This is a genomic window from Thermostichus sp. MS-CIW-23, assembly GCF_054059455.1.
Genome location: NZ_JBSSCC010000013.1, coordinates 1 through 20,754, shown reverse-complemented (window position 1 = coordinate 20,754; position 20,754 = coordinate 1). Strand labels below are relative to the sequence as shown.

Below are 20,754 nucleotides of genomic sequence, written 5' to 3'. Positions count from 1 at the left end.
CTCGTCGCCCTGCGACTTGGGCAAACTAAAAAATCCTTTACAATTCTAATCTTTTTTGCCGATTTTTCTCCACCTCGCTGGAACTCGGGCTGGGCAGAACAGGGATCCCAAAAGTCTCCACTGCTCCGCCAGGCTAGTTCAGTAGCGGTAGTGGGCAAAGGCCTTGTTGGCCTCGGCCATGCGATGCACCTCTTCCCGCCGTCGAATGGCGCTGCCGGTTTCGTTGGCTGCATCGATCAGCTCATTGGCCAGCTTGGCAGCCATGGTGCGACCTGGACGGGTGCGCGAAAAGGTCACCAGCCAGCGCAGCGCTAGAGAAGTGCCCCGCTCTCCTCTCACCTCCACAGGCACCTGATAAGTGGCTCCGCCCACCCGGCGGGCTTTCACCTCCACCAATGGGGTGGCGTTGCGAACAGCATTTTCCAGCAAGGGGAGTGGGTCTTGGCCAGTGCGCTCCCGCACAATGTCCAGAGCTTCATAGAGGATCCTGGCAGCCAGGGATGCCTTACCCCTCATCATCAACTTGCGGATCAGCATGGTAACCAGACGGCTCCCATACTTGGGATCCGGGGGCACATCACGACGAGGGGCACGGTTGCGGCGAGACATAGGAGCTGGGTTGCTTGTTCAGATGGGGATGACAGAAAGAAAGATGACGAGTGGGATATGGAGGGTTGAGGGTGAGGGCAAAGCTATTTTTTCTTGCCAGCGGCGGCTGGAGCTTGGCCCGGCTTGGGCCGTTTCGCCCCGTATTTGGAGCGGCCTTGTTTGCGGTCTTTGACCCCTGCAGCGTCGAGGGTGCCCCGGATAATGTGGTAACGCACGCCGGGCAAATCCTTAACCCGCCCACCGCGAATCATGACCACAGAGTGCTCTTGTAGGTTGTGGCCGATGCCGGGAATGTAAGCGGTGACCTCAAAGCCGGAAGTGAGGCGAACGCGAGCCACTTTTCTCAGGGCCGAGTTGGGCTTTTTGGGCGTTGTCGTGTACACTCGGGTGCAAACCCCCCGCCGCTGTGGACAAGCCTTCAGGGCAGGAGACTTGGTCTTGCGAGCGGCAACACTGCGCTCCTCGCGGATCAGTTGCTGAATGGTGGGCATGGGCTGGCAGAGAAGGTCACGGCTTAAATTTTAAATTATCCGGTTGAATTATCCGGCGATATTGAATCCTAGCAAGGCGGGATCCCAGCGTCAACTTGGGGATGGACTGCTGGGCTGTTAGCCTGGCCGAGTCTGAATTTCGGCCTCGTTCCCCCCTTGCCTCAGCTTTTTAGGAGACTCTGCACACCAGAAAGGATCCCTAGCAGACGATGGGCTGGTTAGATTGGTGGATTGTGCCTCCATGTCCGCTTTGCCGGCGCCCTGCCAAGGCCGTGTTCTGTCAAGACTGTCAAAGGCGGTTGCAGGCGGAGCGCCTTGCCACTTGGCCAGTCACCACCTCGCCTTGGCCACTTTACGCCTGGGGGATCCACCGGGGGGCGCTGCGCAGGGCCATCTACTGCCTGAAGTACGAAGGACAACGGCGCATTGGCTCGGTTTTGGGAGAATGGCTGGGATCCCGCTGGGTGGAAAGCCGACAGCCGTCTTCAGGCTCCCGTAGGGCCTATGGCTTGGACTATACGGTGGTGCCCATCCCGCTTCATGCGGAGCGCCTGCGGCAACGGGGCTACAACCAAGCCGCCTTGATCAGCCAAGCCTTTTGCCAGCGGACAGGTCTGAGACATTGGCCTGAGGCTCTGGTGCGGGTGCGGGCCACAGCGGCTCAACATGAGCTCAACCCGCTGCAACGACAGCACAACTTGGCCGGGGCCTTTGCCCTGAAACAAGTTCCGGCCACACCGGTGTTGCTGGTGGATGACATCTACACCACCGGCTCTACTGTGCAAGCCGCCCAGCAGGTATTGGCCGCTGCCGGGATCCGTGTAGCCGGGGTAATCGTTGCCGCTCAAACCCCAAAAGCCGCCTCTCCAGACTGGCCCGGCCCTCCAGACCCTATCCCGCCTCCACCAAATTAAAGGCGGTGACAAACATAAAGTCACAAAACTCGCGCACCAAGTTCGGATCCCGCCAGCCCTTGCGGGTTTCCTCCCGCAGCACTTCCAGGGCCTGTTCGGCGGTCAAGGCCGGTTTGTAGGGGCGAGGAGAGGTCAGAGCGTCGAAAATGTCGATCACCTGAAAGACGCGGGCCAACAGAGGGATCTCTTCGCCTGCCAGTCCATCTGGGTAGCCGCTGCCATCCCAACGCTCGTGGTGGTGGCGGATGATCGGCAGCACATCCTGCATGGTGCGCAAGCCCCGACAAATGTCTTCGCCAATCAACACATGGGATTTCATGATCTCCCATTCTTCCGGGGTATGCTTGCCCTGCTTGCACAAAATCGCATCCGGGATCCCGACTTTGCCGATGTCGTGCAGGTAGCCGCCCCAGCGCAGGGCCTTGATCTGTTGACGAGACAGCCCCAAGTAACGGCCAAACTGTTCCCCCATGGCCACCAAGCGTTCGCAATGGTCACCCGTGATGGGATCCCGACTTTCCACGGCGCGGGCAATGGCAAACAACACCTTGGCGGCGTGATCCAGGTCTTCGTTCAAGCGCTTTTGGTGGATGGATGAGCGTACCCGCGCCAGCAGCTCCACGTGATCGAAGGGCTTGGTCAAAATGTCGTCGGCCCCCACCTGCATCCCCATCAGGCGATTGGAGCGGTCGGTCAGGGCAGTGATCAGCACAACGGGGATCAGGCGGGTCAGCTCATTGGCCTTCAGTTGCCGGCAGACATCAAACCCGCTCATGTTCGGCATCAGCACATCCAACAGCACCAAGTCTGGCCGAAGCCGCTCCACAGCCTCCAAAGCCTCTTCGCCGTTGGTGGCCTCGCTCACGCGGAAGTGGGCCGACCGCAACAGCTCACCGATGTAGAGGCGGCTGCTGGCCTGATCGTCCACCACCAAAACATGATCCGCCTCCGCCAGCTTCGGGTTTAGACGGGGAAAGGGGGTGTGAGTCAGGCGGGAGTTCATGGCGGCCAAAATCTAGTCTTGCATCGAGTACGAGCTTTCCCCCTCAGCCGGATTCGGCGCAACCCCACAGGGGATCCCAGTCCAAACACTTGGCGGTAGGATGCCAACAAACTCAAACGGCATCCCTCAGCCCTCGTATCTGGACACACTCTACACCCAGGTTTTTAAGACTGTACTCCGCAACTTCGCTGAACCTACTGCCCTCTTTGCAGGGCTGCCTGATGGGGATCCACATTGAGAAACACGGTGGCATCTCCCTCGACGCGGATGATGCGCAAAGGGGGCAGCGAGTCCGTCGGGTTTTGGATGCGCTCTTGCAGCTTCTCGTAGAACAGCAGATCCGCCAGTTGCGCGTTCTGCGCTGCCGCTTGTCCTTTCAGCTCAATGGCCCGCTGGTTGGCCGCCGCCAAGATCAGCAGCCGCTCGGTCTCTTTTTCCTGAATTTGCGCCCGCACTGCCGCCGTTTGTGCTGTAATCGAGGCCACCTGTTTGCGTTCAATCGAGTCTCTTAAGGCTTGTGGGAAATCGGGGTTGCCCAGAAACAGGCCCTCCACCTGCACCAGAGGCAGGGTTTGGCCATCGCGGTTGACAGTAGGCATCTCTTGGCGAATCAAGTCCAGCGCTCGTTGTTCGATGGCAGCCCGCTGGCTTTTCCGGTAGAAGTCTTCCGAATCGAAAGAGGCGGAGATATCCCGAATTTTGGAGCGCACCACCGGCACCACCACCGTGGAAAGATAGTTCTCGCCGATGTTGGCGTGCAGCTCGTCCAAAGTGGCGAGGTTGGGCTTGAGGGCAATGGCTACATCGATGGCAAAGGCTTGCCCATCGGCGGTGTTCACGGTGATGGCGTTGCTGATGGCATTGGCCGAAGCGGGGTTGTTGGTAAACTCCCAAACGCGGGTGAGCACGGTGTAGGTGATCGGCGTTTCGATCCCTGGGATCCGGAAGATGACCCCCGGCAATTCTACCCGCCCCTTTTGCAGCCCGGAAAAGGTATTGAACACTACAGTGGCATGTCCGGGCAAAGTGACGTACAGGCAAGAGCGGAACATCCCCAGAGCTGCCAAGAGGGCGATCCCTCCCGCGGTTAGCCAACCGGCTCTGCTGTGGGGTGCTTCTCCTGTTGGATACATGGCGGCTGCTCCCGTTTTAGGGTCGGTGAGAAGAGCTGAGGAAATTGGGGACAGGCTAAAAGGATTGATTTCCTGTTGAGTTATTTGGTGATCAAAGTTTCCAGGCGGGATCCCAGTACTGTGGCTTTCACCACCTCTAGGTACTGCGGATTTTGGGTGAGGGCCTGTGCTTTGGCTCTCAATTGACCGGCTTCCGCCTCAGCTTGAGAAATGATGGTGCGAGCATCTTGGCGGGCCTGCTCGATCTCGAACTGCTTTTGCGACAGTTGATTTTCGGCAATGGTTTTTGCCTCAATGGCCGCTACAAAATCAGGATCGAAATCCACATCCCGCAGCAGAAAATCCAAAACCTCGATGCCGTATTCCTTCAGCAGAAGAGCCACCCGTTCGCGGATTTGGCCCTGGAGCAGCGGGCGCTCGGTGGAATACAGAGCCTGGGCGGAAAAGCCGCTGGTCTCATTCAGAATGACCGACCGGACGATGGGGGCGATGCGATCCAGGTAATTTTCCCCCAGTTGCGTATAGACCTTGGGGGCGTCCACAATGCGAAACTGCAGCGTCGCCTCAGCCGCAATCTGCTGCCCATCCTGAGAAAGGGCCACCAGCCGCGGTGCGTAGGCGGTCGGGTCGTTGTCTTTCCAGGTCAGAGCTTGGGTTTTTACATCAAAAATCACCGTGCGAGAGACAAAAGGCGGCACCCAATGCAGACCTGGCTGCAAAGCCATCGGGCTCACCCCCCCTCCCCAGGTGAACACCACCATATTTTCTCCGTTGCCCACCAGTCGCAGCGGCCTGCCCATCGCCACTAGGATCAATACGGCTCCGGCAAGGGTGGCCTTGGGCAACCAGCGACCAACTCGCCTTTCCCAACCTTCTGCTCGCATCTCCCCATCTCCTGCGCATGCAGCCATTCTCGCGGCTGTGGGGAAATGAGGCTGAGAAATCGCCGCTATCTTTTAAGCCTTCTACAGGGATCCCTGTCTTTCTCTCCCACTATTCGCAACGATGTCGAGTTCTCTACAAAGTTTACAAAAGATTACTTCATACTTTGCAAAGACCCGTGACGGACAAGCGAAAAGGGAAGAAGATTAAGACACAATAAAGATTTGGGTTGCCGTTCATGCTGTCCATTCCCGATTACGAGCGGCGGGACATCCAAGTGCCACTCTCGTGCATCCCCGTTGCCGCCCGGGCCTTGATCCGGCAGGGGGTATCCGTCTGCTGGCGGGAAGAAAGCCTGTCTGCCTTGATTCGTCTGGGATCCAAAGGAGCCGCCGACCGAGCCGCCATTCTGCTGGTGGAAATGAGCCTCATGGGCCAACCTGAGGAGCTAAAAAGCTGGCTGGAGATGTGCTGGCAACTGCCCGCTTGTCCCAGGGAACCGCTGCAGGTGTAGGGGTACCCTCTGTGGACGAATGCGGGATCGGCTTCTGTAGCTATTCCTCTGTAGCTACTGTAAACTACCCGGCTCCGACCGCTAAGCGGTACGGAGCGGGCTTTCAGTAGCCCTGAGCCTGTTCTGCTCTACCAGAGAACAAAACAAGCCCGGACCTCTAGGCTGGTTTACGACAGCCCCCAAGAGCGCAATCACATTCGCACCATTCAAATCCGCATCTCCTTCCCATCCACAGTGCCCACACTTGAACGACTTGCCACTGCGGTAGGATTGCGCAGGGTCGGGATGGATGTGCAAACACTTGTGGCAGGTCTGCGACGTGTAGGCGGGCGGCACAAGAACCAGAGAAACCCCTGCAACCCTCGCCTTGTACTCCAGAAACTGACGTAGTTGGTAGAACGCCCAACTGTTGGTCCTACGCCGCTCGGCTTTGCTGCGTGGCTGTTGATTGACCCTTTCCCGGATCCCTGTCAGGTCTTCCAGAGCAATAGCGCTGTTTGTCGCCTTTGCCCTAGAGACAATAGCTTTGGAGATGCGATGATTGACCCACGTTTTTGCTACGCAACGCTGACGCGACTGAAAGCGCCTCTCCTTGCCAGACAGCCGTTGCAACAGTTCTCTGCATCTGCGCCGCGAACTGCGTGTGCCCTTACTGGCTTTGCGTTGGAGTACCGCCCTCAACCGGGAGTAGTGGTCGCGGACTCGGTTCAACTGCTGTCCATTCCAGTTGTCCCCCTCTGACGTATGGGCAATATCTGTCCTTCCAAAGTCCACCCCGATCACCTTGTCGGTATCTTGTTGCTTGGGCGGGTTTTTCTCTACGCAAATCTGGATGTAGTAGGAGCCATCCTTCCGCTGGACTAGGGTGGCCGATTTGGGGTTAGAGCCAGCCAGCATTCCCCTCTGGTAGTTACCAATGGCTAGCTCAAAGCGTTCTCTCCCTTCCACCGTGGTCAGCGACACCGTCCAGTCTTTTTGACGGAACGAGAAGATGCGTGCGTCGTAGGTAACGAACCTACGCTTGAACTCTTTAACTGGACGGTTGCGCTGTCTCGCCACTTTGCGGGCGCCGGCCACCCGTCTGCAGACCTGTTGGGCCAAGTTGCTAGACAAGCCGAATCGGGCGCGAATCTCGTAGTAGCAAAGGGATTGCAGTTTGACCGCATTAACGATCTTCTCCGGCGTGTTCTGGTTGACCCAGTTCAGTGCCTGCACAAAGGCATCCATCGTCGCGTCCAATTTGGCGGCTTGCGACTGGGACACCTTGAGCTTGCAGGAGATGGTCAGGATTTGGCTCATAAGTTCATTGTACTTCATCAAAGCGCATTCCTCCCGGCAGTGACCCTACGGGTACAGTGCGGGGCTCCTGCGATTTCTAGCTGAACATGTCTAAGACATCCCCCGCCGCCTTGCCCTGCTAGCCTCTCTCCCACTTTGTTTGGGAAGCTGCAAGCTTTTTTGCTCGAATTCTACCGAGTTTGTACCCCAGACTACAGCGCTGCTCAATCCAATTGTGACCTCAAGGTTTGCACTCCCCGCCGCGACCAGCTTACCGCTCCAGACCGATCGGCTACGTAGAGGGGTCGTTGTTTCTGCCGGAACCAGGTGACCACCGTCTCGCCGACAGAGCCAGAGCTAATGCCCGCCTGCACCTGAAAGCGCTCCAGGAGATCCAAAATCAGGGATCCCCCGTCCCACCACAGCCAGTCGATCTGGGCCGGCATCAGCGGGGATCCGGTTAGCTCGGCTTGCACATAGGTGCCGGCAGAGCCCAGCAGCAGCCAATGGGATCCCTCTGTTTCTAAAGTCAACACCAGGGGGTTGGTGTGGATGGCCTGTAGGCTCAACCGCTGCGACACCGGGATCCGGTCGGCAGGCTGCAACACTCGATAGGGGATCCCGGCAGCTTGCACAGCACTGAGGGAGCGCAGGTAACTTTCGGAAGCCGCATTGGCCCCTCCCCCATCCCAAAATTGCCCAATCGCGTTGGCGGGACGTACTCCTTTGGAGAAAGCCGACAGCAGGATCTCCCAGCCGCCATTGGCAGAGCCGACAGAGGTCATGGCCACCGCCCCGTCCAGACGGCGCAAGCCCTGCTGCCGCAAAAAGGGCAACACCGTGCGTTCTGCCAAACGGGGATCCCCGCTGTTGAGCAAGAGGTGGCGCCCTTCCGCTTGAATGGCCAGGATGGGAATTCGTCCACTGGCCAGGGCGGTAATTTGGACCGGCGGCCCCGGCCACATCCTTGGACCCAGGAGGATGGCGGCCATGATCAGGGCTGTGCCCTGCCAGCGGAAGGCCTGTCGCCACCGCGGCCAAAAGGTTAGGGCCACCAGCGCCCCGTAGAGGAGCAGGCACTGGAGCAGGGAGACCCGGCCGGTGTAGTAGGAGCTGAAGGGCCAGCTGGCCATCCAGTTCACCCAGTTGATTAAAGGCATGATCAAAAACGTCAAGGGCCGGGCCAGCAGGGATCCCAGCCCTGGAGAGAGCAAAGCCCCAAACGCCACCCCGAACCCCGCCACCAGCAGCGGCAGCAACAGGATCATCAGCAGGGGATTGGCCAGCAGTGAATAGGTGGGGATGCGGCCAAAGATGGCCACCTGCAGCGGCAAAGTCCAGATCTGGGCGGCCAGAGGAACGGCCAAGGCGGTGGCCACTGCCGGGGGCAAAAAGTCCAAGCGGGAAACGATGGGAGCTGTCCCCACCAGCAGGCCCAGGGTGGCGGCGAAGCTGAGCTGGAACCCCAAATCCGTAATCCACATGGGCTGATAGATTAGCAACACCACCGCCACCACCAGCAACGTGCCCAGCGGATTGAGCTTCACCTTTCCTTCCAGGCGCGGCTCCGTCAGCACCACCATGGCTGCTGCCCCCATCAGTGCTGCCCGCAACACCGAAGGGCTGAACCCCGTCAGGGCAATGTAAAGCCCCAGCACTGCCAGAATGGTCCCCTGCTGCAGGCGCACCGCCAGCCGGCGCGTCAGGACAAACACCACCCCCACCAACAGCGACACATGAAACCCAGAAGCGGCCAGCGCATGGGCCATGCCGATTTCCCGGAAGGCATCCTGCAAGTCGAAATCCAATTGGGCGGCCCGGGATCCCAGCACCAAGGAAGCCAACAGATTCCCCTGCCGCTCTCCTAGCCCGGCGATGAACGCTTCCCGCACCCGCCGCCGCAACACCCAGCCCCCCCAACCTCTTCCCCCCGGCTGCAGGATCACCTCACGGGCGCTGAAGCCGGCAAAAGCCCCCTGGCGCTGCAGGTAGGCTTGAAAATCAAAGCTGCCCGGGTTCAAGGCCGGACTGGGAAGGTACAGGGATCCCGTCAGGCGCACCCGTTGGTTGGGGTGGAGATCCTTGTCCTGGAGGGCCTCAGGGCCGGTGGTGACGTAGAGCTTGCCGCTGACCTGGCGGGCCGTGGAGTCGGCGTTGAGCACCTGCTCTGCTCTCAGCCAAAATTGCCGCCGTTCGCTGCGGGTGGGACGAGGTTCCGAGAGGACGGTGCCCACCAAGTTCATCTGCTGCTGGGGGGCCAACAGGCTGATATCCGTCGGCCCGGGAAAAGGCTGCCGCCAACCCAGGTAATTCCAAGCCAGACACCCCACCAGACCCATCGCCAGCCAAGTGCGGGCCAGACGCGGTTGCCGCCGGCACAGCAGGGATCCCGCCAGCCCCAACCCCAGAGGGATCCCCCAGCCCCACCCGGCAGCCTGGGGCCAAGCCCGCACCAGCAGGCCCAAGATCCAGCCCAACCCCAGCAGATAGGTTCTTTCCATGTGCCGCAGACCCGTCTGCCCCCCACTGTACCGATGTGGTCAAGCGGGATCCATTGCGTTGTCTTAACCTTGCTCGCCTGCCGAAAGAATTGTATTAAAGGATACTCTTTCTCGACCTTGGCAAAGGGAGTGTAGATTAGGGCTGGTCGCGCCAGCGGGATGTAGTCCTTGGCAGTTTCCTGCGCCGGCATCCTGAAAACGACCCTAAAACGACCCTAAGTTATCTGTCCCCTTCCCCGCTGTTTCCCCTAGACCCTATGCGCATCCGATCCATCCGCGTTCTCAGTGGCCCCAACTACTGGAGCATCCGTCGTCATAAGCTGATTCAAATGCGGCTTGATCTGGAAGACTTGCAGGAGCGACCCACCAACACCATCCCGGGTTTCAAAGAAAGGTTGGAGGCCCTGTTGCCGGGACTGTGGGAACACCAGTGCTCCCGCGGCTGCTATGGGGGATTCTTGCAACGGGTGGAAGAGGGCACCCTCATGGGCCATGTGGTGGAGCATGTGGCCTTGGAACTGCAGACCCTGGCCGGCATGAAAGTGGATTTTGGCCGCACCCGCGAAACCTCCACCCCCGGCACCTACAACGTCGTGTTCGAGTATCAAGAGGCAGAGGCCGGGCGCTTTGCGGCCAAAGCTGCAGTCTACCTCTGTCAGGCTTTGGTGGATGGAGAAGACTACCGCCGCGACCTAGAACTGGACATTCAAGAGTTGCGAGAGATCCGAGAGAACGTCCGCTTCGGCCCCAGCACCCAAGCTTTGCTGGACGAGGCCGCCCTGCGCGGGATCCCCTATCTGCGCCTCAACAAGGGATCCCTGGTGCAACTGGGCTATGGCGTCTATCAAAAGCGCATCGAAGCCACCACCACCGAAAAAACCAGCATCATTGCCGCCGACCTGGCCGCCGACAAGCAGGCCACCAAAGAGCTGCTGCAGGACATGGGGATCCCGGTGCCCAAGGGCTATACGGTGCGTCGCCGCAGCGAGTTGGCAGCCACCATCGAGGATGTGGGGGGCTTTCCGGTGGTGATCAAGCCCCTTAACGCCAACCACGGCAAGGGCATCACCGTCAACATCACCAGCCTGGAAGCCGCCGAGATCGCCTACGATGCCGCCAGCCAATACTCCGATGTGGTGTTGGTGGAAAAGCACCTGGTGGGGGATGACTACCGACTGCTGGTGATCAACAACAAGCTGGTGGCTGTGGCCAAGCGGATCCCAGCCTATGTGGTGGGAGATGGCCGCTCCACCATTCAAGAGCTGATCGACGAAGTCAACAGGGATCCGCGGCGGGGGTTTGGCCACGAAAACGTGCTGACCCAAATTAGCGTTGATGACATGACCCTGCGTATCCTCGAAAGCAAAGGCTACACCCTGGATACGGTGCTGCCCAAAGGAGAACATTGCACCCTCAAATCCACCGCCAACCTGAGCACCGGAGGCATCGCCGTCGATTGCACCGATATCATCCATCCCTACAACGCCTTCATTGCCGAACGGGCAGCTCAGATCATCGGCCTGGATGTGGCGGGCATCGACCTCATCTGCCCGGACATTGCCCAGCCCGTCAACGAAACCGGGGGCGGCATTGTCGAGGTGAACGCTTCTCCGGGTTTGCGCATGCACCTGGCCCCCAGCGAAGGGATCCCGCGCAATGTGGCTGAGCCCATCATCGACATGCTCTTTCCCCCCGGCAGCCACACCCGCATCCCCATCCTGGCCGTCACCGGCACCAACGGCAAAACCACCACCACCCGCCTGATCGCCCACATCCTCAAAGGCATCGGCAAGCGGGTCGGCTTCACCACCACCGACGGCGTTTACATCCAAAACCATCAAATTGCCAAGGGAGACATGACCGGCCCCCACAGCGCCCGCCTGGTGCTCAGGGATCCCACCGTAGAAGTGGCGGTGCTGGAAACGGCGCGAGGCGGCATTTTGCGAGAGGGGCTGGGGTTTCCGGAATGCGATATTGGCGTGGTGCTCAACGTAACCTCAGATCACCTGGGGTTGGGGGATATCGAAACCCTAGAAGACATGGCCCGCGTCAAATCCGTCTTGGTGGAAGCGGTACACGAGCGGGGCTACGCTGTCTTGAATGCCGATGATGGTCTGGTGGCCGCCATGGCCGCCAATGTCAAGGCGACAGTGGCCTATTTCAGCATGAACCCGGAAAATCCCCTCATTCAAAAGCACATTGCTTCTGGGGGCATAGCAGCTGTCTATGAAGAGGGCCACATCTCAATTTTGAAACGGGGCTGGAAACTGCGCATAGAAGATGTAACCAAAATTCCCCTCACCCTCTCTGGCAAGGCCAGCTTCATGATCCAAAATGTGCTGGCCGCTACTTTGGCAGCCTTCCTGCACGGGGTTTCCATCGACGACATCCGCATGGCGCTGGGCACCTTCACCAGTTCTGTAGCCCAGACCCCCGGTCGCCTCAACTTGTTTGATGTAGGGGGCTACCAGGTGTTGGTGGACTATGCCCACAACCCGGCAGGTTACGAGGCCATTCAAAGTACCCTGGAGCGCTGGGATTGCCAACGAAAAATTGGGGTTATCGGCGGGCCTGGGGATCGGCGCAACAGCGACCTACGAGAGCTGGGAGTCTTGGCAGCGCGCATGTTCGACCGAGCCATTGTCAAAGAAGATGATGACCGGCGAGGACGGGAACCAGGCGAGGTGGCCGCCCTAATCCGGCAGGGTTGGGAACAGGAAAAGGCAGGGGATCGTCTGCAGGAAGTCTTGGATGAGGCAACTGCTATCGAAACCGCTTTGGAAAAGGCCGAACCTGGAGACCTGGTGGTGATCTTTCCGGCAGATGTGCAGCGCACCATCCAGATCATCACCCGCTTTCAAGACAAGCTCAATCCCAAACCCAGTTACCGTGGCTCTTCCTACAGCATTGGCCCAGATTTGATCTCCCCCAGCCCTGACGTCAAACTGTCTTAGGCTGGCTGCCGACAACTCCAGAGTGCTCTATGGCCTCCATTCCTGGACAGACATCGAGAATTGAGTGGGCGGAGGTGACCCATAAGTCCTCGGCGGCGATATCCTAAGTTTAGGCTGGCGGGGGCGGGTGACTTGTCTTTTGGGCAGCAGCAGGTGTTCGGCTCAGGGGATCCTCGGCTTTTCAGAAGCCTTAACCGTTCTAAAAAAGTCTGAGGGATGGCAGACAGAACTTTGGGGATCCCAAAAGGTCTAAAGACTCCGTCCCGCCGACGCGATGGGAATGTCGTTAGGGTAGTTGTGAATTTGGCAAGGAAAACAGCTCATGGACAGCGCTCTGCTTCAAGCGGCTCGCCAGATTTATCAATTTCATCTGCAGTATCGACCGGAAGTGCTGGAGCAACCCCCGCGGGGAGTAGTTATTCACCGCCGTACCCTGCGAGGGGATCTGATCTTTTCCGAGTTCCCCATCCTGCTGCCCCAGGAAACTTTTATTCCGCTGCAGCAGTTGGAGCCGCTGCGGTGAGGCACGAGGTCGGCGCTGACAGAGCAGATCCCCCCTTCCTCTCCTGCTTTTGGGAACTCCGTCCCGCCGACGCGATGGGAATGGCTGCCATGCTCGAGGTTCTCCCCTACTGCACAACGCTCACATGATGTGGCTGAGCATGATGTGGCTGAGCAGCGCCGACGCCAACAGAATCTGGGAGCTGCGCCTGTTGGCCTGGGTGCTGGTACTGGTGCTGGGGGCCTGTGTGGGCAGCTTCTTGAACGTGGTGGTCTATCGCCTGCCGCAGGGTCTTTCTCTGCTCCATCCCGGATCCCATTGTCCAAGCTGCAAGACGCCGCTGGGCCCCACGGAGAACATTCCCATCCTAGGCTGGTTGTTGCTGCGCGGTCGCTGCCGCCATTGTGGAGCGCAGATTAGCTGGCGCTACCCTGCCGTTGAGGCGTTGACAATGGGCCTGTTTGCCCTCAGCATCGGCGCTTTGGGGTTTTCTGCCCAAGGGATCCTCACCTGCATCTTGTTGAGCTGGCTGTTGGCCCTGGCGCTCATCGATCTGGATACCTTTTTGCTGCCGGAGGAGCTGACCCGTTCAGGCCTGGTGGTGGGGCTTTTGGCCCGCCTGGCTCTGCCGTGGCTCCAGGGATCCGGATCCCTGGCCGCTACAGGCCTGTCACTGGTGGAAGGGATTGCAGGAGCTGTGCTGGGCCTCTGGCTGCTGGAGGGCATTGGCCTCTTGGCCCGTTGGGTCTTGGGGCGGGAGGCTATGGGCGGGGGAGATGGCAAGCTGTTGGCCCTGATCGGCATGTGGTTGGGCTGGCAGGGGGTGGTGGTGGCCCTTCTTTTTGGTTCCGGGTTTGGCCTGCTGGCTAGCTTGCTGGCCATGACCAAGGGGCGGGCCCGCTTGGGAAAACCCATCCCCTTTGGCCCCTACCTGGCCTTGGGTGGAGGGGTAGCCGCTCTAGCCGGATCCCAACTGGTGGAGGGCTACCTGCGCTGGCTTGACCTGGTGGGGTAGAGCTACCCTGCCCCCCTCCCCAGGAGAGAGAGGGGTAGAGATGCCCGTTCGGGCCAACTTAGGACAGGGAGAACTCTCTACTCCACCCCCTCGATCCGGTCTTCCACTTCCTGGTACAGCTCCTGCAGACGCTCGATATTGGCCTGGGAAGTCTGCCAGTAGCCACGCCCATGCACCTCCAGCAGGGATCCGACAATGCGCCGGAAGGAGTGGGGATTGAGGTTCATCAAGCGCTGCCGCATGGCCTCATCCTTGATGAAGGTCTCGTTGGTTTCTTCGTAGATCCAGTTGTCCACCGCGCCTGCCGTAGCTGACCAGCCGGAGGTGTTGACCAGCCGCTTGGCGATCTCCCGTACCCCTTCGTAGCCGTGCTTGAGCATCCCCTCATACCACTTGGGGTTGAGGAGCTTGGTGCGGGCGTCCAGACGGATGGTTTCGCTCAGGGTGCGGATCTGGGCGTTGGGCGTGGTGGTATCTGCCATGTAGGCCGAGGGGGCCTTGCCGTCGGGGCGCAGGCTTTGCACCAGCTTGGTGGGATCCGCGTCGAAGTAGTGGCTGACATCGGTCAGGCTGATCTCCGAGGAGTCCAGGTTCTGGAAGGTCACATCCACCGTTTTCAGGCTGGCCTCGAAGAGCTGTCGCATCTGCTGGTTGGGCAGGTTGGAGCCGAAGGCAAAGGACTTGCGGGATAGGTACATCTCCCGCAGCTCCCTCTCGTCCTCCCAGGAGCTGTTTTCCACCGCCAGGTTGATGTTGGCGGAGTAGGATCCGGAAGCGTTGGAAAAGACCCGCGTTGCCGCCTGCTCCAACGTCAGCCCCAGTTCTTCTGCCTGCTGCAAGGCGTGCTTGCGCACAAAGTTCAGCTCTGGTGGCTCCACCGCTGCGGCCGCCAGCTTCACCGCCCGGTCGATCAGGTCCATCTGGTTAACAAACAGATCCCGGAACACCCCCGAGCAGTTCACCACCACATCAATGCGGGGCCGGCCCAGTTCCTCCAAGGGGATTAACTCCACCTTGTTCACCCGCCCCAGGGCATCGGGTTTGGGTCGCACCCCCAGCAAACACAGCACCTGCGCCAGCGACTCCCCGTAGGTCTTGATGTTGTCGGTGCCCCAGAGCACCACCGAGATGGTTTCCGGGTACCGGCCACCGTTACTGCTCATCTCGCGAGCCAGCAGCCGTTCCACCACCATCTCCGCCGACTGGATGGCGGCTGCCGTGGGGATGGACTGGGGATCCAAAGCGTGGATGTTGCGCCCTGTCGGCAACACATTGGGGTTGCGGATGGGATCCCCTCCTGGCCCCGGCAAAATGTACTCCCCTTCCAAGGCCCGCAGCAGGGATCCCAGCTCATAATCTGCCGTAATTTGCTTGAGGCACTCCTCCAGAAATTCAAACAAGGGCTTCAAAAGATCCGGATCCACCTGGGGGTAGCCCGCTTCTTTTAGGACTGCCAACCAGGGGGCTTGCCGGCCCATGTTGAAAAAGTTGAGCTTGGCCACCCGCGCGACCCGGCCCTGGGCGTCGGTCTGCTCCTGCACCAGCGCCGCCACCGCCTTCTGGCAGGCCTTGTTGATGCGATCCAGCAGCTCCGTATCCGCCAGGTGTCCCCGATCCCGGTTGCGGTAGATCTCATCGATATCCCGGCCCAGGCTTTGGGCGAGAATGCGGGGCAGGCCGAGGATCCCTTCTTCGGGGCGGTCAATGCTGGCAATGCTCACCAGGGTGGCAATCGCCTCCTCTGCTGTGGGGGGCGCTCCAATGACGTGCAGACCACAGGGCAACAGCCGCGACTCGATCTCCATCAGCTGGGCGTAGAGCTTGCCCACCACCGTGTCCCGATCTTCCAAGCTCAACTGGGCGGCGTCCCCCTGGGGCAACTCCACATCCTTGTCCAGGTTCACCAGCCGCGCCTTGTCGCAGATGGCGTTGACGATGGCGATGCCCCGCGCCCCCTCCCGCAGGGTTTGGTAGGAGCCGATCATCTCCCGCAGCTCTTGCAGCCCCTTGTAGAGGCCGGCGTTTTCTGCCGGCGGCGTCAGGTAGCTGATGGTGCAGGCGTAGCCCCGCCGCTTGGCAATAGTGGCCTCACTGGGGTTGTTGGCGGCGTAGTAGTACAGGTTGGGCAGGGATCCAATTAGATTATCCGGATAGCACTCGCCCGACATGCCGATCTGCTTGCCCGGCATAAACTCCAGGGATCCATGGGTGCCAAAGTGCAACACCGCATCCGCCCCCCAAACTTTCTCCAGGTAGGTGTAGTAGGCAGCAAAGCCGTGGTGGGGGCTGGCTGACCTGGAAAAAAGCAGCCGCATGGGATCCCCTTCATAGCCGAAGGTGGGCTGCACCCCGATGAACACATTGCCAAAGTGCTTGCCGTAGATCAACAGATTTTGCCCATCGGTATTCAGGTGCCCCGGCGCTGGCCCCCAGTATTGCTCGATGGCTTTCACGTAGGGTGTCAGCGCCTCGTACTCCCGCACCGACAGTTTGGCGGCCACATTCAGCTCCGGGCTGGCGTACTGGGCCTGGGGATCGTGCAGGATGGACTCCATCAGCTCCTGCGGGGTTTTGGGCAGCTCGGGGCCGAGGTCATAGCCGTTGTGGGCCAGGGCCTGCATCACCCGGTGAATAGAGGCAAATACATCCAAGTAGGCTGCTGTCCCCACATTGCCTTTGTCCGGTGGGAAGCTGAAGACGGTGATGGCGATCTTCTTCTCCAGCTTGGGCTTGCGCCGCAAATTGGCCCATTTAATGGCCCGCGCCGCGATCAGCTCGATCCGATCCTGCATTGCGTGAGCTTTGCCGGTGGCCGCGTCCCGCCCTGAGAGGATGATGGGATCAATGGCCCCGTCCAGCTCGGGAATGGCAATCTGCAGAGCCACCTGCACCGGGTGCAGCCCCAGGTCGCTGGCAGCCCATTCCTCCGTCGATTGAAACACCAAGGGCAGCGCCACCATGTAGGGGCGATTCAGCCGTTGCAGCGCTTCCACTGCTTTGGGGTGATCCTGCCGCGCCGGCCCCCCCACCAGGGCAAATCCCGTCAGCGACACCACCACATCCACAACCGGAGTGGTCTTTTGGGCATTCCAGAAAAACTCGTTCACCGGCTTGGAGAAGTCCAGGCCCCCGGCAAACACCGGCACCACTCGCGCCCCGCGCGACTCCAGCTCTTGCACCATGGCCACGTAGTGGGCATCATCCCCCGTCACCAGGTGGGTGCGCTGCAACACCAACCCCACGCAGGGAGCCAAGGGATCCTTCACGTCCTGCGGCAGATCCTCGCGGGCGTTGTACCAATCCAAATACTCCGCCAGACTGGCAAACATCTGCGGCGCCAAGGGGTGCCAGATGCCCATCTCCAAGTAGGTGACCGGCTCGGCAAAGGAGAGCTGCCCCCGCATCCCCGGCAGGTAGCGATCCGCCAGCATCAGCAAAAAGTTCTCCAGGTTCTCGCGGGATCCCCCCAGCCAATACTGAAAGCTGAGCATGAAGTTGCGGGCATCCTGCGCCTTGTCGAAGGGCAGATACTTCAGCACCTTGGGCAGAGTCTGCAGCAGCTTTAGCATCCCCTCCTGGAAGTTGGATCCCTGCTGGCGCTTGCGCATGAACTGGGCAATGGCGCTCTTGGACTGGCCCAGCTGCGCCATAGAAAAGGATCCCATCTTGTTCAGGCGCATCACCTCTGGCATGGAAGGGAAGACCACCACCGCATCCAGCCGCTCCCGCAGGGGCTGCACCGCCTGCACCACCTTCTGGGCAATGTCCTCGATGAAGATCAAGGATCCAATAAAGACATTGGCCGTTTCCAGATCCCGCCGAAAAGCCTCATAGCCCGCGGGATCCCGCAGCTCCTCCACCAGATAGCCGGACAGCTCCACCGCCAGCTTGGAGTTGTGGGCATTGATGCGCTGCGCAGCCGCCGTCAGGGCACTCTGATATTGCGGCTCCAACACCACGTACACCACCTTCATCAGGCGGCGATCCCCCACCTCGGCAGGGGTAACGTGGCGGGTGATGGGCTTAACCAGAGTAAACATGCGGTCGCTCTCCGTCGTGCAATGCAAAAATTGGGTAAACCGGGGAAAGGATTCTGTCCCGCTGACGCGAAAGGACTCCGTCCCGCTGACGCGATAGGCAGAATCCCCTATTGTCTGTTTCCCGTTCTACCAGAGAAACGGATCCCTGCTGGGGGCATGGCGGCAAGGTCGTAATAATTCGCAATGATCGCTGAGGTACTGTAAAGGGGAAGAGGATCCCTTCCCCAGAGAGCGTCCCCTTCTAAGGATCCAATGGACTTCTCACCCCGCGCCCGCCTTTATTCAGCACATGGGTGTAAATCATGGTGGTTTTGACATCTTTGTGGCCCAACAATTCTTGGACGGTGCGGATGTCGTAGCCGTTTTGCAGGAGATGAGTGGCAAAACTATGGCGGAAGGTGTGGCAACTGACCCGCTTGGGGATCCCGGTTTTTTGGACAGCTTGTTTAATCGCCCGTTGTAATCCAGACTCATGCAAATGATGGCGGCGGGTGATGCCAGTGCGAGGATCCTGAGATAACCTTTCTGCCGGAAAGACATATTGCCAGCTCCACTCCCGCTCCGCATTGGGATACTTGCGCTCCAAAGCAAATGGCAGATAGACTGAGCCGTATCCTTGTTCCAAATCCTGCTGATGTTGTCGCTTTGCCCAGAGCAAGTGTTCTTGCAAAGGTTCCACTAAGGTTTCTGGCAGCATCGTTAACCGGCTCTCCATCCCTTTACTATTGCGAATCACCAGTTGCCGTTGGTTAAAATCCACATCTTTGACCCGGAGCTGCTGGGCTTCCGCCAATCGCAAGCCACTGCCATACAGCACCTGCACCACCAAGCGATGGATCCCGGATAGATGCACAATGATGGCTTTGACCTCCTCAGGGGTTAAGACCGTAGGCAAATAGCGTGACCGTTTGGCTCGCACGGCGTCTAGGTCAAGGTCTAGCTCCAGATGCAGCACTTCTCGGTAAAGGAACAACAGCGCACTGAGAGCCTGGTTTTGGGTGGAAGCGGCAACCTTACCCTCCACCGCCAGGTGAGTGAGAAAGGCGTTGATTTCTTCGCCGCCCATCTCCTTGGGGTGTCGCTTGTTGTGAAACAAGATAAAGCGACGGATCCAGAGAAGATAAGATTTCTCGGTTTGGTAGGAGTAGTGTTTGACCCGGAGGGCATCACTGACTTGCTCCAGGAGCTTTCTGGGTCTAGGTATGGGTGTGTTAATGCTCATTCAGCCAGATAAAAACCCTTTGGAGGTAATTATCGCTCAAAATGTTGACTATACAGACAAGTTAGGGTAGCATTACACTAGGCGATGGAAAAGTCTGCTTCTTAGGTGATTATCAGTCATCTAGCTGCAGAAACACATGTTATGTTGCCAGCGCCAGACTTGTGCCTAGTTAAGGTTGTTGGTGAAGGGGCGCTGGGGTCGGTGGGTAGCAGAGGCGATCGGTACACAAATCCACACAACATAACAAGTCGCTGCACCTGACCCAGTGCTATACTCTGAGCAGTTCCCAAAGCTGTTAGTAGCAGGTGAGCTTAGCCGTTATGTTGCCAGCCCCGGTAGATTGTGGATGATTGGGTCAAAGGATCCCTGGGGGCTGGTCACTGAGGATCCAGGTAGATCTAGGTAGAGAGAGTCACCCAACATAACAAGTCACTGCACCCGACCTTGGGATAGATTATGGGCTGGGATCCCTGGTTTGGGGTGGCGGGTGAGTTCAGCCGTTGGGCGGCAGGAGCGACCGGTGTGGTGAAGCCATGACCGACCAAATTGACGGCATTCCAATCGTAAATGTGGCCGATGTAATCAAACCTGCGCTCGCCAGATACGGGCGGACAGTGCTTGATCCGGCCGTACGCGCAGATATCGTGTCGGACATTCGGGCTGCACTTAGCTCCGGGGACTTGGACGCCATGCGACGTTTTCTGTCCGCGGACGAGGCATACTGGCTCGGAAACCTCCAGTTAGCGTACTTTCAGGCCTTCGAAGGCGTGGCGCCATTGGAGGGGTACGCCGAATGGGCTCATGCAAAGTGCGACCTGCTTGTCGCCATTGCAAGCCAGACGCGTGACGAAGATCCGGTCATTCAACATCTCCTGAACTACGAGGACTTTCATGTCGAAGTCCTGCCATTTCCCTTTGGCCCATCGTTCATTGCCACCTTGTACGAACTCCGTGGATTGGATTTCTTCCTCTTTCACTACATGGGCGGAGAAACCACGGCGTACAGTGATGAGGCGCTCTTTGCGCATGCTGCGTGCGTCGGTGAGGCGCTGTCACGTCTGGGTCGCGTCGCTGAAGCAACAGAGGTAAACCAACAACTAGACTTACGCAGGCGTAGACTACGCGACATCGAACGCGACTTTCGCGGACCGGAATACGATCCAGCACCCAACCTCGTCGGTCGCCTTCGGATCGCGAGCGAACGGTTCTGGTCCGAGTACTTGACGCCGAGCGTGTGGACAGCCTTGGAACGGGAGTCGCGAGATGAGCTGTCGGATGCCTTTTCGATGGAGTACCTGCTACGCCAGCAAGTGCTCACTTCCTGGACCGCGGTCGCGCTGGCCCTGTGCAGGGTCGTTGAACGCGAACTCGCAAGGGCTATATTCCTGCCTTGGTGCCGGAACTTCCAGCAAGCGTCTTGGACCCCGCCAGAGCCGGCATCGGAGCGAGCGAGAAAGAGAATTCAATCACGCAAGCTGACCTATGACACAATACAAGCCCGTGCATCTGCTGAGGGCCATCCGCCGACGCTTGGCGAGTTGCTTTTTATCGCAAGATTCTGGAACGACCCTCTGATGAACGAATGCACAAACGCCTTCCGTGCTACAGCCTGTTAAGGGCTCAAGGGGTACAATAGCAGCACTTAGCAAACCAACTTCGGAAGGAGGATGGATTGATCAGTAGTAAAGAAGTCTTC

At 59.1% G+C, this 20,754-nt stretch carries 15 protein-coding genes; 6 read left to right on the top strand and 9 right to left on the bottom strand.

The genetic code is table 11. The features are described 5' to 3' along the window. Positions 1–138: 138 nt before the first annotated feature. On the bottom strand, positions 139–609 hold the full coding sequence (gene rpsG / locus ACVW0B_RS06425; protein WP_011432554.1) for a 30S ribosomal protein S7: 471 nt from the start codon (positions 607–609) through the stop codon (positions 139–141). An 83-nt stretch (positions 610–692) separates the two neighbouring features. Next, the gene (rpsL, locus tag ACVW0B_RS06420; protein WP_011432553.1) at positions 693–1,100 is read right to left on the bottom strand and encodes a 30S ribosomal protein S12; all 408 of its coding nucleotides are present in this window, start codon (positions 1,098–1,100) and stop codon (positions 693–695) included. 209 nt (positions 1,101–1,309) lie between these two features. On the opposite strand from rpsL, the gene ACVW0B_RS06415 reads away from it, so the two are divergent. Then, positions 1,310–2,014 carry a ComF family protein gene (locus ACVW0B_RS06415; protein WP_414373186.1) on the top strand — a complete coding sequence of 235 codons (705 nt, stop codon included), beginning with the start codon at positions 1,310–1,312 and terminating at the stop codon, positions 2,012–2,014. Here ACVW0B_RS06415 and ACVW0B_RS06410 read toward each other — a convergent pair. From ACVW0B_RS06410 to ACVW0B_RS06400, 3 genes are all read right to left on the bottom strand, one after another. Continuing rightward, positions 1,992–3,017 carry an HD-GYP domain-containing protein gene (locus tag ACVW0B_RS06410; protein WP_457491250.1) on the bottom strand — a complete coding sequence of 342 codons (1,026 nt, stop codon included), beginning with the start codon at positions 3,015–3,017 and terminating at the stop codon, positions 1,992–1,994. The genes ACVW0B_RS06415 and ACVW0B_RS06410 overlap by 23 nt on opposite strands. Positions 3,018–3,211: 194 nt before the next feature. Next, on the bottom strand, positions 3,212–4,150 hold the full coding sequence (locus ACVW0B_RS06405) for a prohibitin family protein (protein WP_457491249.1): 939 nt from the start codon (positions 4,148–4,150) through the stop codon (positions 3,212–3,214). Positions 4,151–4,230: 80 nt separating this feature from the next. Further along, positions 4,231–5,034, bottom strand: coding sequence for a prohibitin family protein (locus ACVW0B_RS06400; protein ID WP_457491248.1), 804 nt, complete (start codon positions 5,032–5,034; stop codon positions 4,231–4,233). Between the two features lie 236 nt (positions 5,035–5,270). Here ACVW0B_RS06400 and ACVW0B_RS06395 point away from each other — a divergent pair, with 236 nt between their 5' ends. Further along, a complete protein-coding gene (locus ACVW0B_RS06395) occupies positions 5,271–5,546 on the top strand; it encodes a hypothetical protein (protein WP_238376900.1) in 276 nt (91 codons plus the stop codon). Between the two features lie 81 nt (positions 5,547–5,627). On the opposite strand, the gene ACVW0B_RS06390 is transcribed toward ACVW0B_RS06395, so the two are convergent. Next, the gene (locus ACVW0B_RS06390; RefSeq protein WP_457491247.1) at positions 5,628–6,845 is read right to left on the bottom strand and encodes an RNA-guided endonuclease InsQ/TnpB family protein; all 1,218 of its coding nucleotides are present in this window, start codon (positions 6,843–6,845) and stop codon (positions 5,628–5,630) included. Between the two features lie 203 nt (positions 6,846–7,048). After that, positions 7,049–9,325 (bottom strand): ComEC/Rec2 family competence protein, encoded by a 2,277-nt coding sequence (locus tag ACVW0B_RS06385; RefSeq protein ID WP_457491246.1) that lies wholly within the window; start codon positions 9,323–9,325, stop codon positions 7,049–7,051. Positions 9,326–9,582: 257 nt separating this feature from the next. On the opposite strand from ACVW0B_RS06385, the gene cphA reads away from it, so the two are divergent. From cphA to ACVW0B_RS06370, 3 genes are all read left to right on the top strand, one after another. Further along, positions 9,583–12,279 carry a cyanophycin synthetase gene (cphA, locus tag ACVW0B_RS06380; protein ID WP_457491245.1) on the top strand — a complete coding sequence of 899 codons (2,697 nt, stop codon included), beginning with the start codon at positions 9,583–9,585 and terminating at the stop codon, positions 12,277–12,279. A 322-nt stretch (positions 12,280–12,601) separates the two neighbouring features. After that, positions 12,602–12,802 carry a hypothetical protein gene (locus tag ACVW0B_RS06375; protein WP_011432545.1) on the top strand — a complete coding sequence of 67 codons (201 nt, stop codon included), beginning with the start codon at positions 12,602–12,604 and terminating at the stop codon, positions 12,800–12,802. Positions 12,803–12,929: 127 nt separating this feature from the next. Then, positions 12,930–13,796, top strand: coding sequence for a prepilin peptidase (locus tag ACVW0B_RS06370; protein ID WP_457491270.1), 867 nt, complete (start codon positions 12,930–12,932; stop codon positions 13,794–13,796). A 77-nt stretch (positions 13,797–13,873) separates the two neighbouring features. On the opposite strand, the gene ACVW0B_RS06365 is transcribed toward ACVW0B_RS06370, so the two are convergent. Both ACVW0B_RS06365 and ACVW0B_RS06360 read right to left on the bottom strand, forming a co-directional pair. Further along, positions 13,874–17,836: a magnesium chelatase subunit H gene (locus ACVW0B_RS06365; RefSeq protein WP_457491244.1), complete on the bottom strand. Its 3,963-nt coding sequence runs from the start codon at positions 17,834–17,836 to the stop codon at positions 13,874–13,876. A 241-nt stretch (positions 17,837–18,077) separates the two neighbouring features. Beyond that, a complete protein-coding gene (locus ACVW0B_RS06360) occupies positions 18,078–19,058 on the bottom strand; it encodes an integron integrase (RefSeq protein WP_414343089.1) in 981 nt (326 codons plus the stop codon). Between the two features lie 533 nt (positions 19,059–19,591). On the opposite strand from ACVW0B_RS06360, the gene ACVW0B_RS06355 reads away from it, so the two are divergent. Further along, positions 19,592–20,674 carry a hypothetical protein gene (locus ACVW0B_RS06355; RefSeq protein WP_457491243.1) on the top strand — a complete coding sequence of 361 codons (1,083 nt, stop codon included), beginning with the start codon at positions 19,592–19,594 and terminating at the stop codon, positions 20,672–20,674. Positions 20,675–20,754: the final 80 nt, after the last annotated feature.

What these genes read in the sequence shown, in the direction of transcription:
- ACVW0B_RS06400 (WP_457491248.1), bottom strand. Translation starts at nt 5,034, where the DNA reads ATGCGAGCAGAAGGTTGGGAAAGGCGAGTTGGTCGCTGGTTGCCCAAG.
- ACVW0B_RS06360 (WP_414343089.1), bottom strand. Translation starts at nt 19,058, where the DNA reads ATGAGCATTAACACACCCATACCTAGACCCAGAAAGCTCCTGGAGCAA.
- ACVW0B_RS06390 (WP_457491247.1), bottom strand. Translation starts at nt 6,845, where the DNA reads ATGAGCCAAATCCTGACCATCTCCTGCAAGCTCAAGGTGTCCCAGTCG.
- ACVW0B_RS06395 (WP_238376900.1), top strand. Translation starts at nt 5,271, where the DNA reads ATGCTGTCCATTCCCGATTACGAGCGGCGGGACATCCAAGTGCCACTC.
- ACVW0B_RS06370 (WP_457491270.1), top strand. Translation starts at nt 12,930, where the DNA reads ATGTGGCTGAGCATGATGTGGCTGAGCAGCGCCGACGCCAACAGAATC.
- rpsG (WP_011432554.1), bottom strand. Translation starts at nt 609, where the DNA reads ATGTCTCGCCGCAACCGTGCCCCTCGTCGTGATGTGCCCCCGGATCCC.
- ACVW0B_RS06410 (WP_457491250.1), bottom strand. Translation starts at nt 3,017, where the DNA reads ATGAACTCCCGCCTGACTCACACCCCCTTTCCCCGTCTAAACCCGAAG.
- ACVW0B_RS06405 (WP_457491249.1), bottom strand. Translation starts at nt 4,150, where the DNA reads ATGTATCCAACAGGAGAAGCACCCCACAGCAGAGCCGGTTGGCTAACC.
- ACVW0B_RS06375 (WP_011432545.1), top strand. Translation starts at nt 12,602, where the DNA reads ATGGACAGCGCTCTGCTTCAAGCGGCTCGCCAGATTTATCAATTTCAT.
- ACVW0B_RS06355 (WP_457491243.1), top strand. Translation starts at nt 19,592, where the DNA reads ATGACCGACCAAATTGACGGCATTCCAATCGTAAATGTGGCCGATGTA.
- cphA (WP_457491245.1), top strand. Translation starts at nt 9,583, where the DNA reads ATGCGCATCCGATCCATCCGCGTTCTCAGTGGCCCCAACTACTGGAGC.
- rpsL (WP_011432553.1), bottom strand. Translation starts at nt 1,100, where the DNA reads ATGCCCACCATTCAGCAACTGATCCGCGAGGAGCGCAGTGTTGCCGCT.
- ACVW0B_RS06385 (WP_457491246.1), bottom strand. Translation starts at nt 9,325, where the DNA reads ATGGAAAGAACCTATCTGCTGGGGTTGGGCTGGATCTTGGGCCTGCTG.
- ACVW0B_RS06365 (WP_457491244.1), bottom strand. Translation starts at nt 17,836, where the DNA reads ATGTTTACTCTGGTTAAGCCCATCACCCGCCACGTTACCCCTGCCGAG.
- ACVW0B_RS06415 (WP_414373186.1), top strand. Translation starts at nt 1,310, where the DNA reads ATGGGCTGGTTAGATTGGTGGATTGTGCCTCCATGTCCGCTTTGCCGG.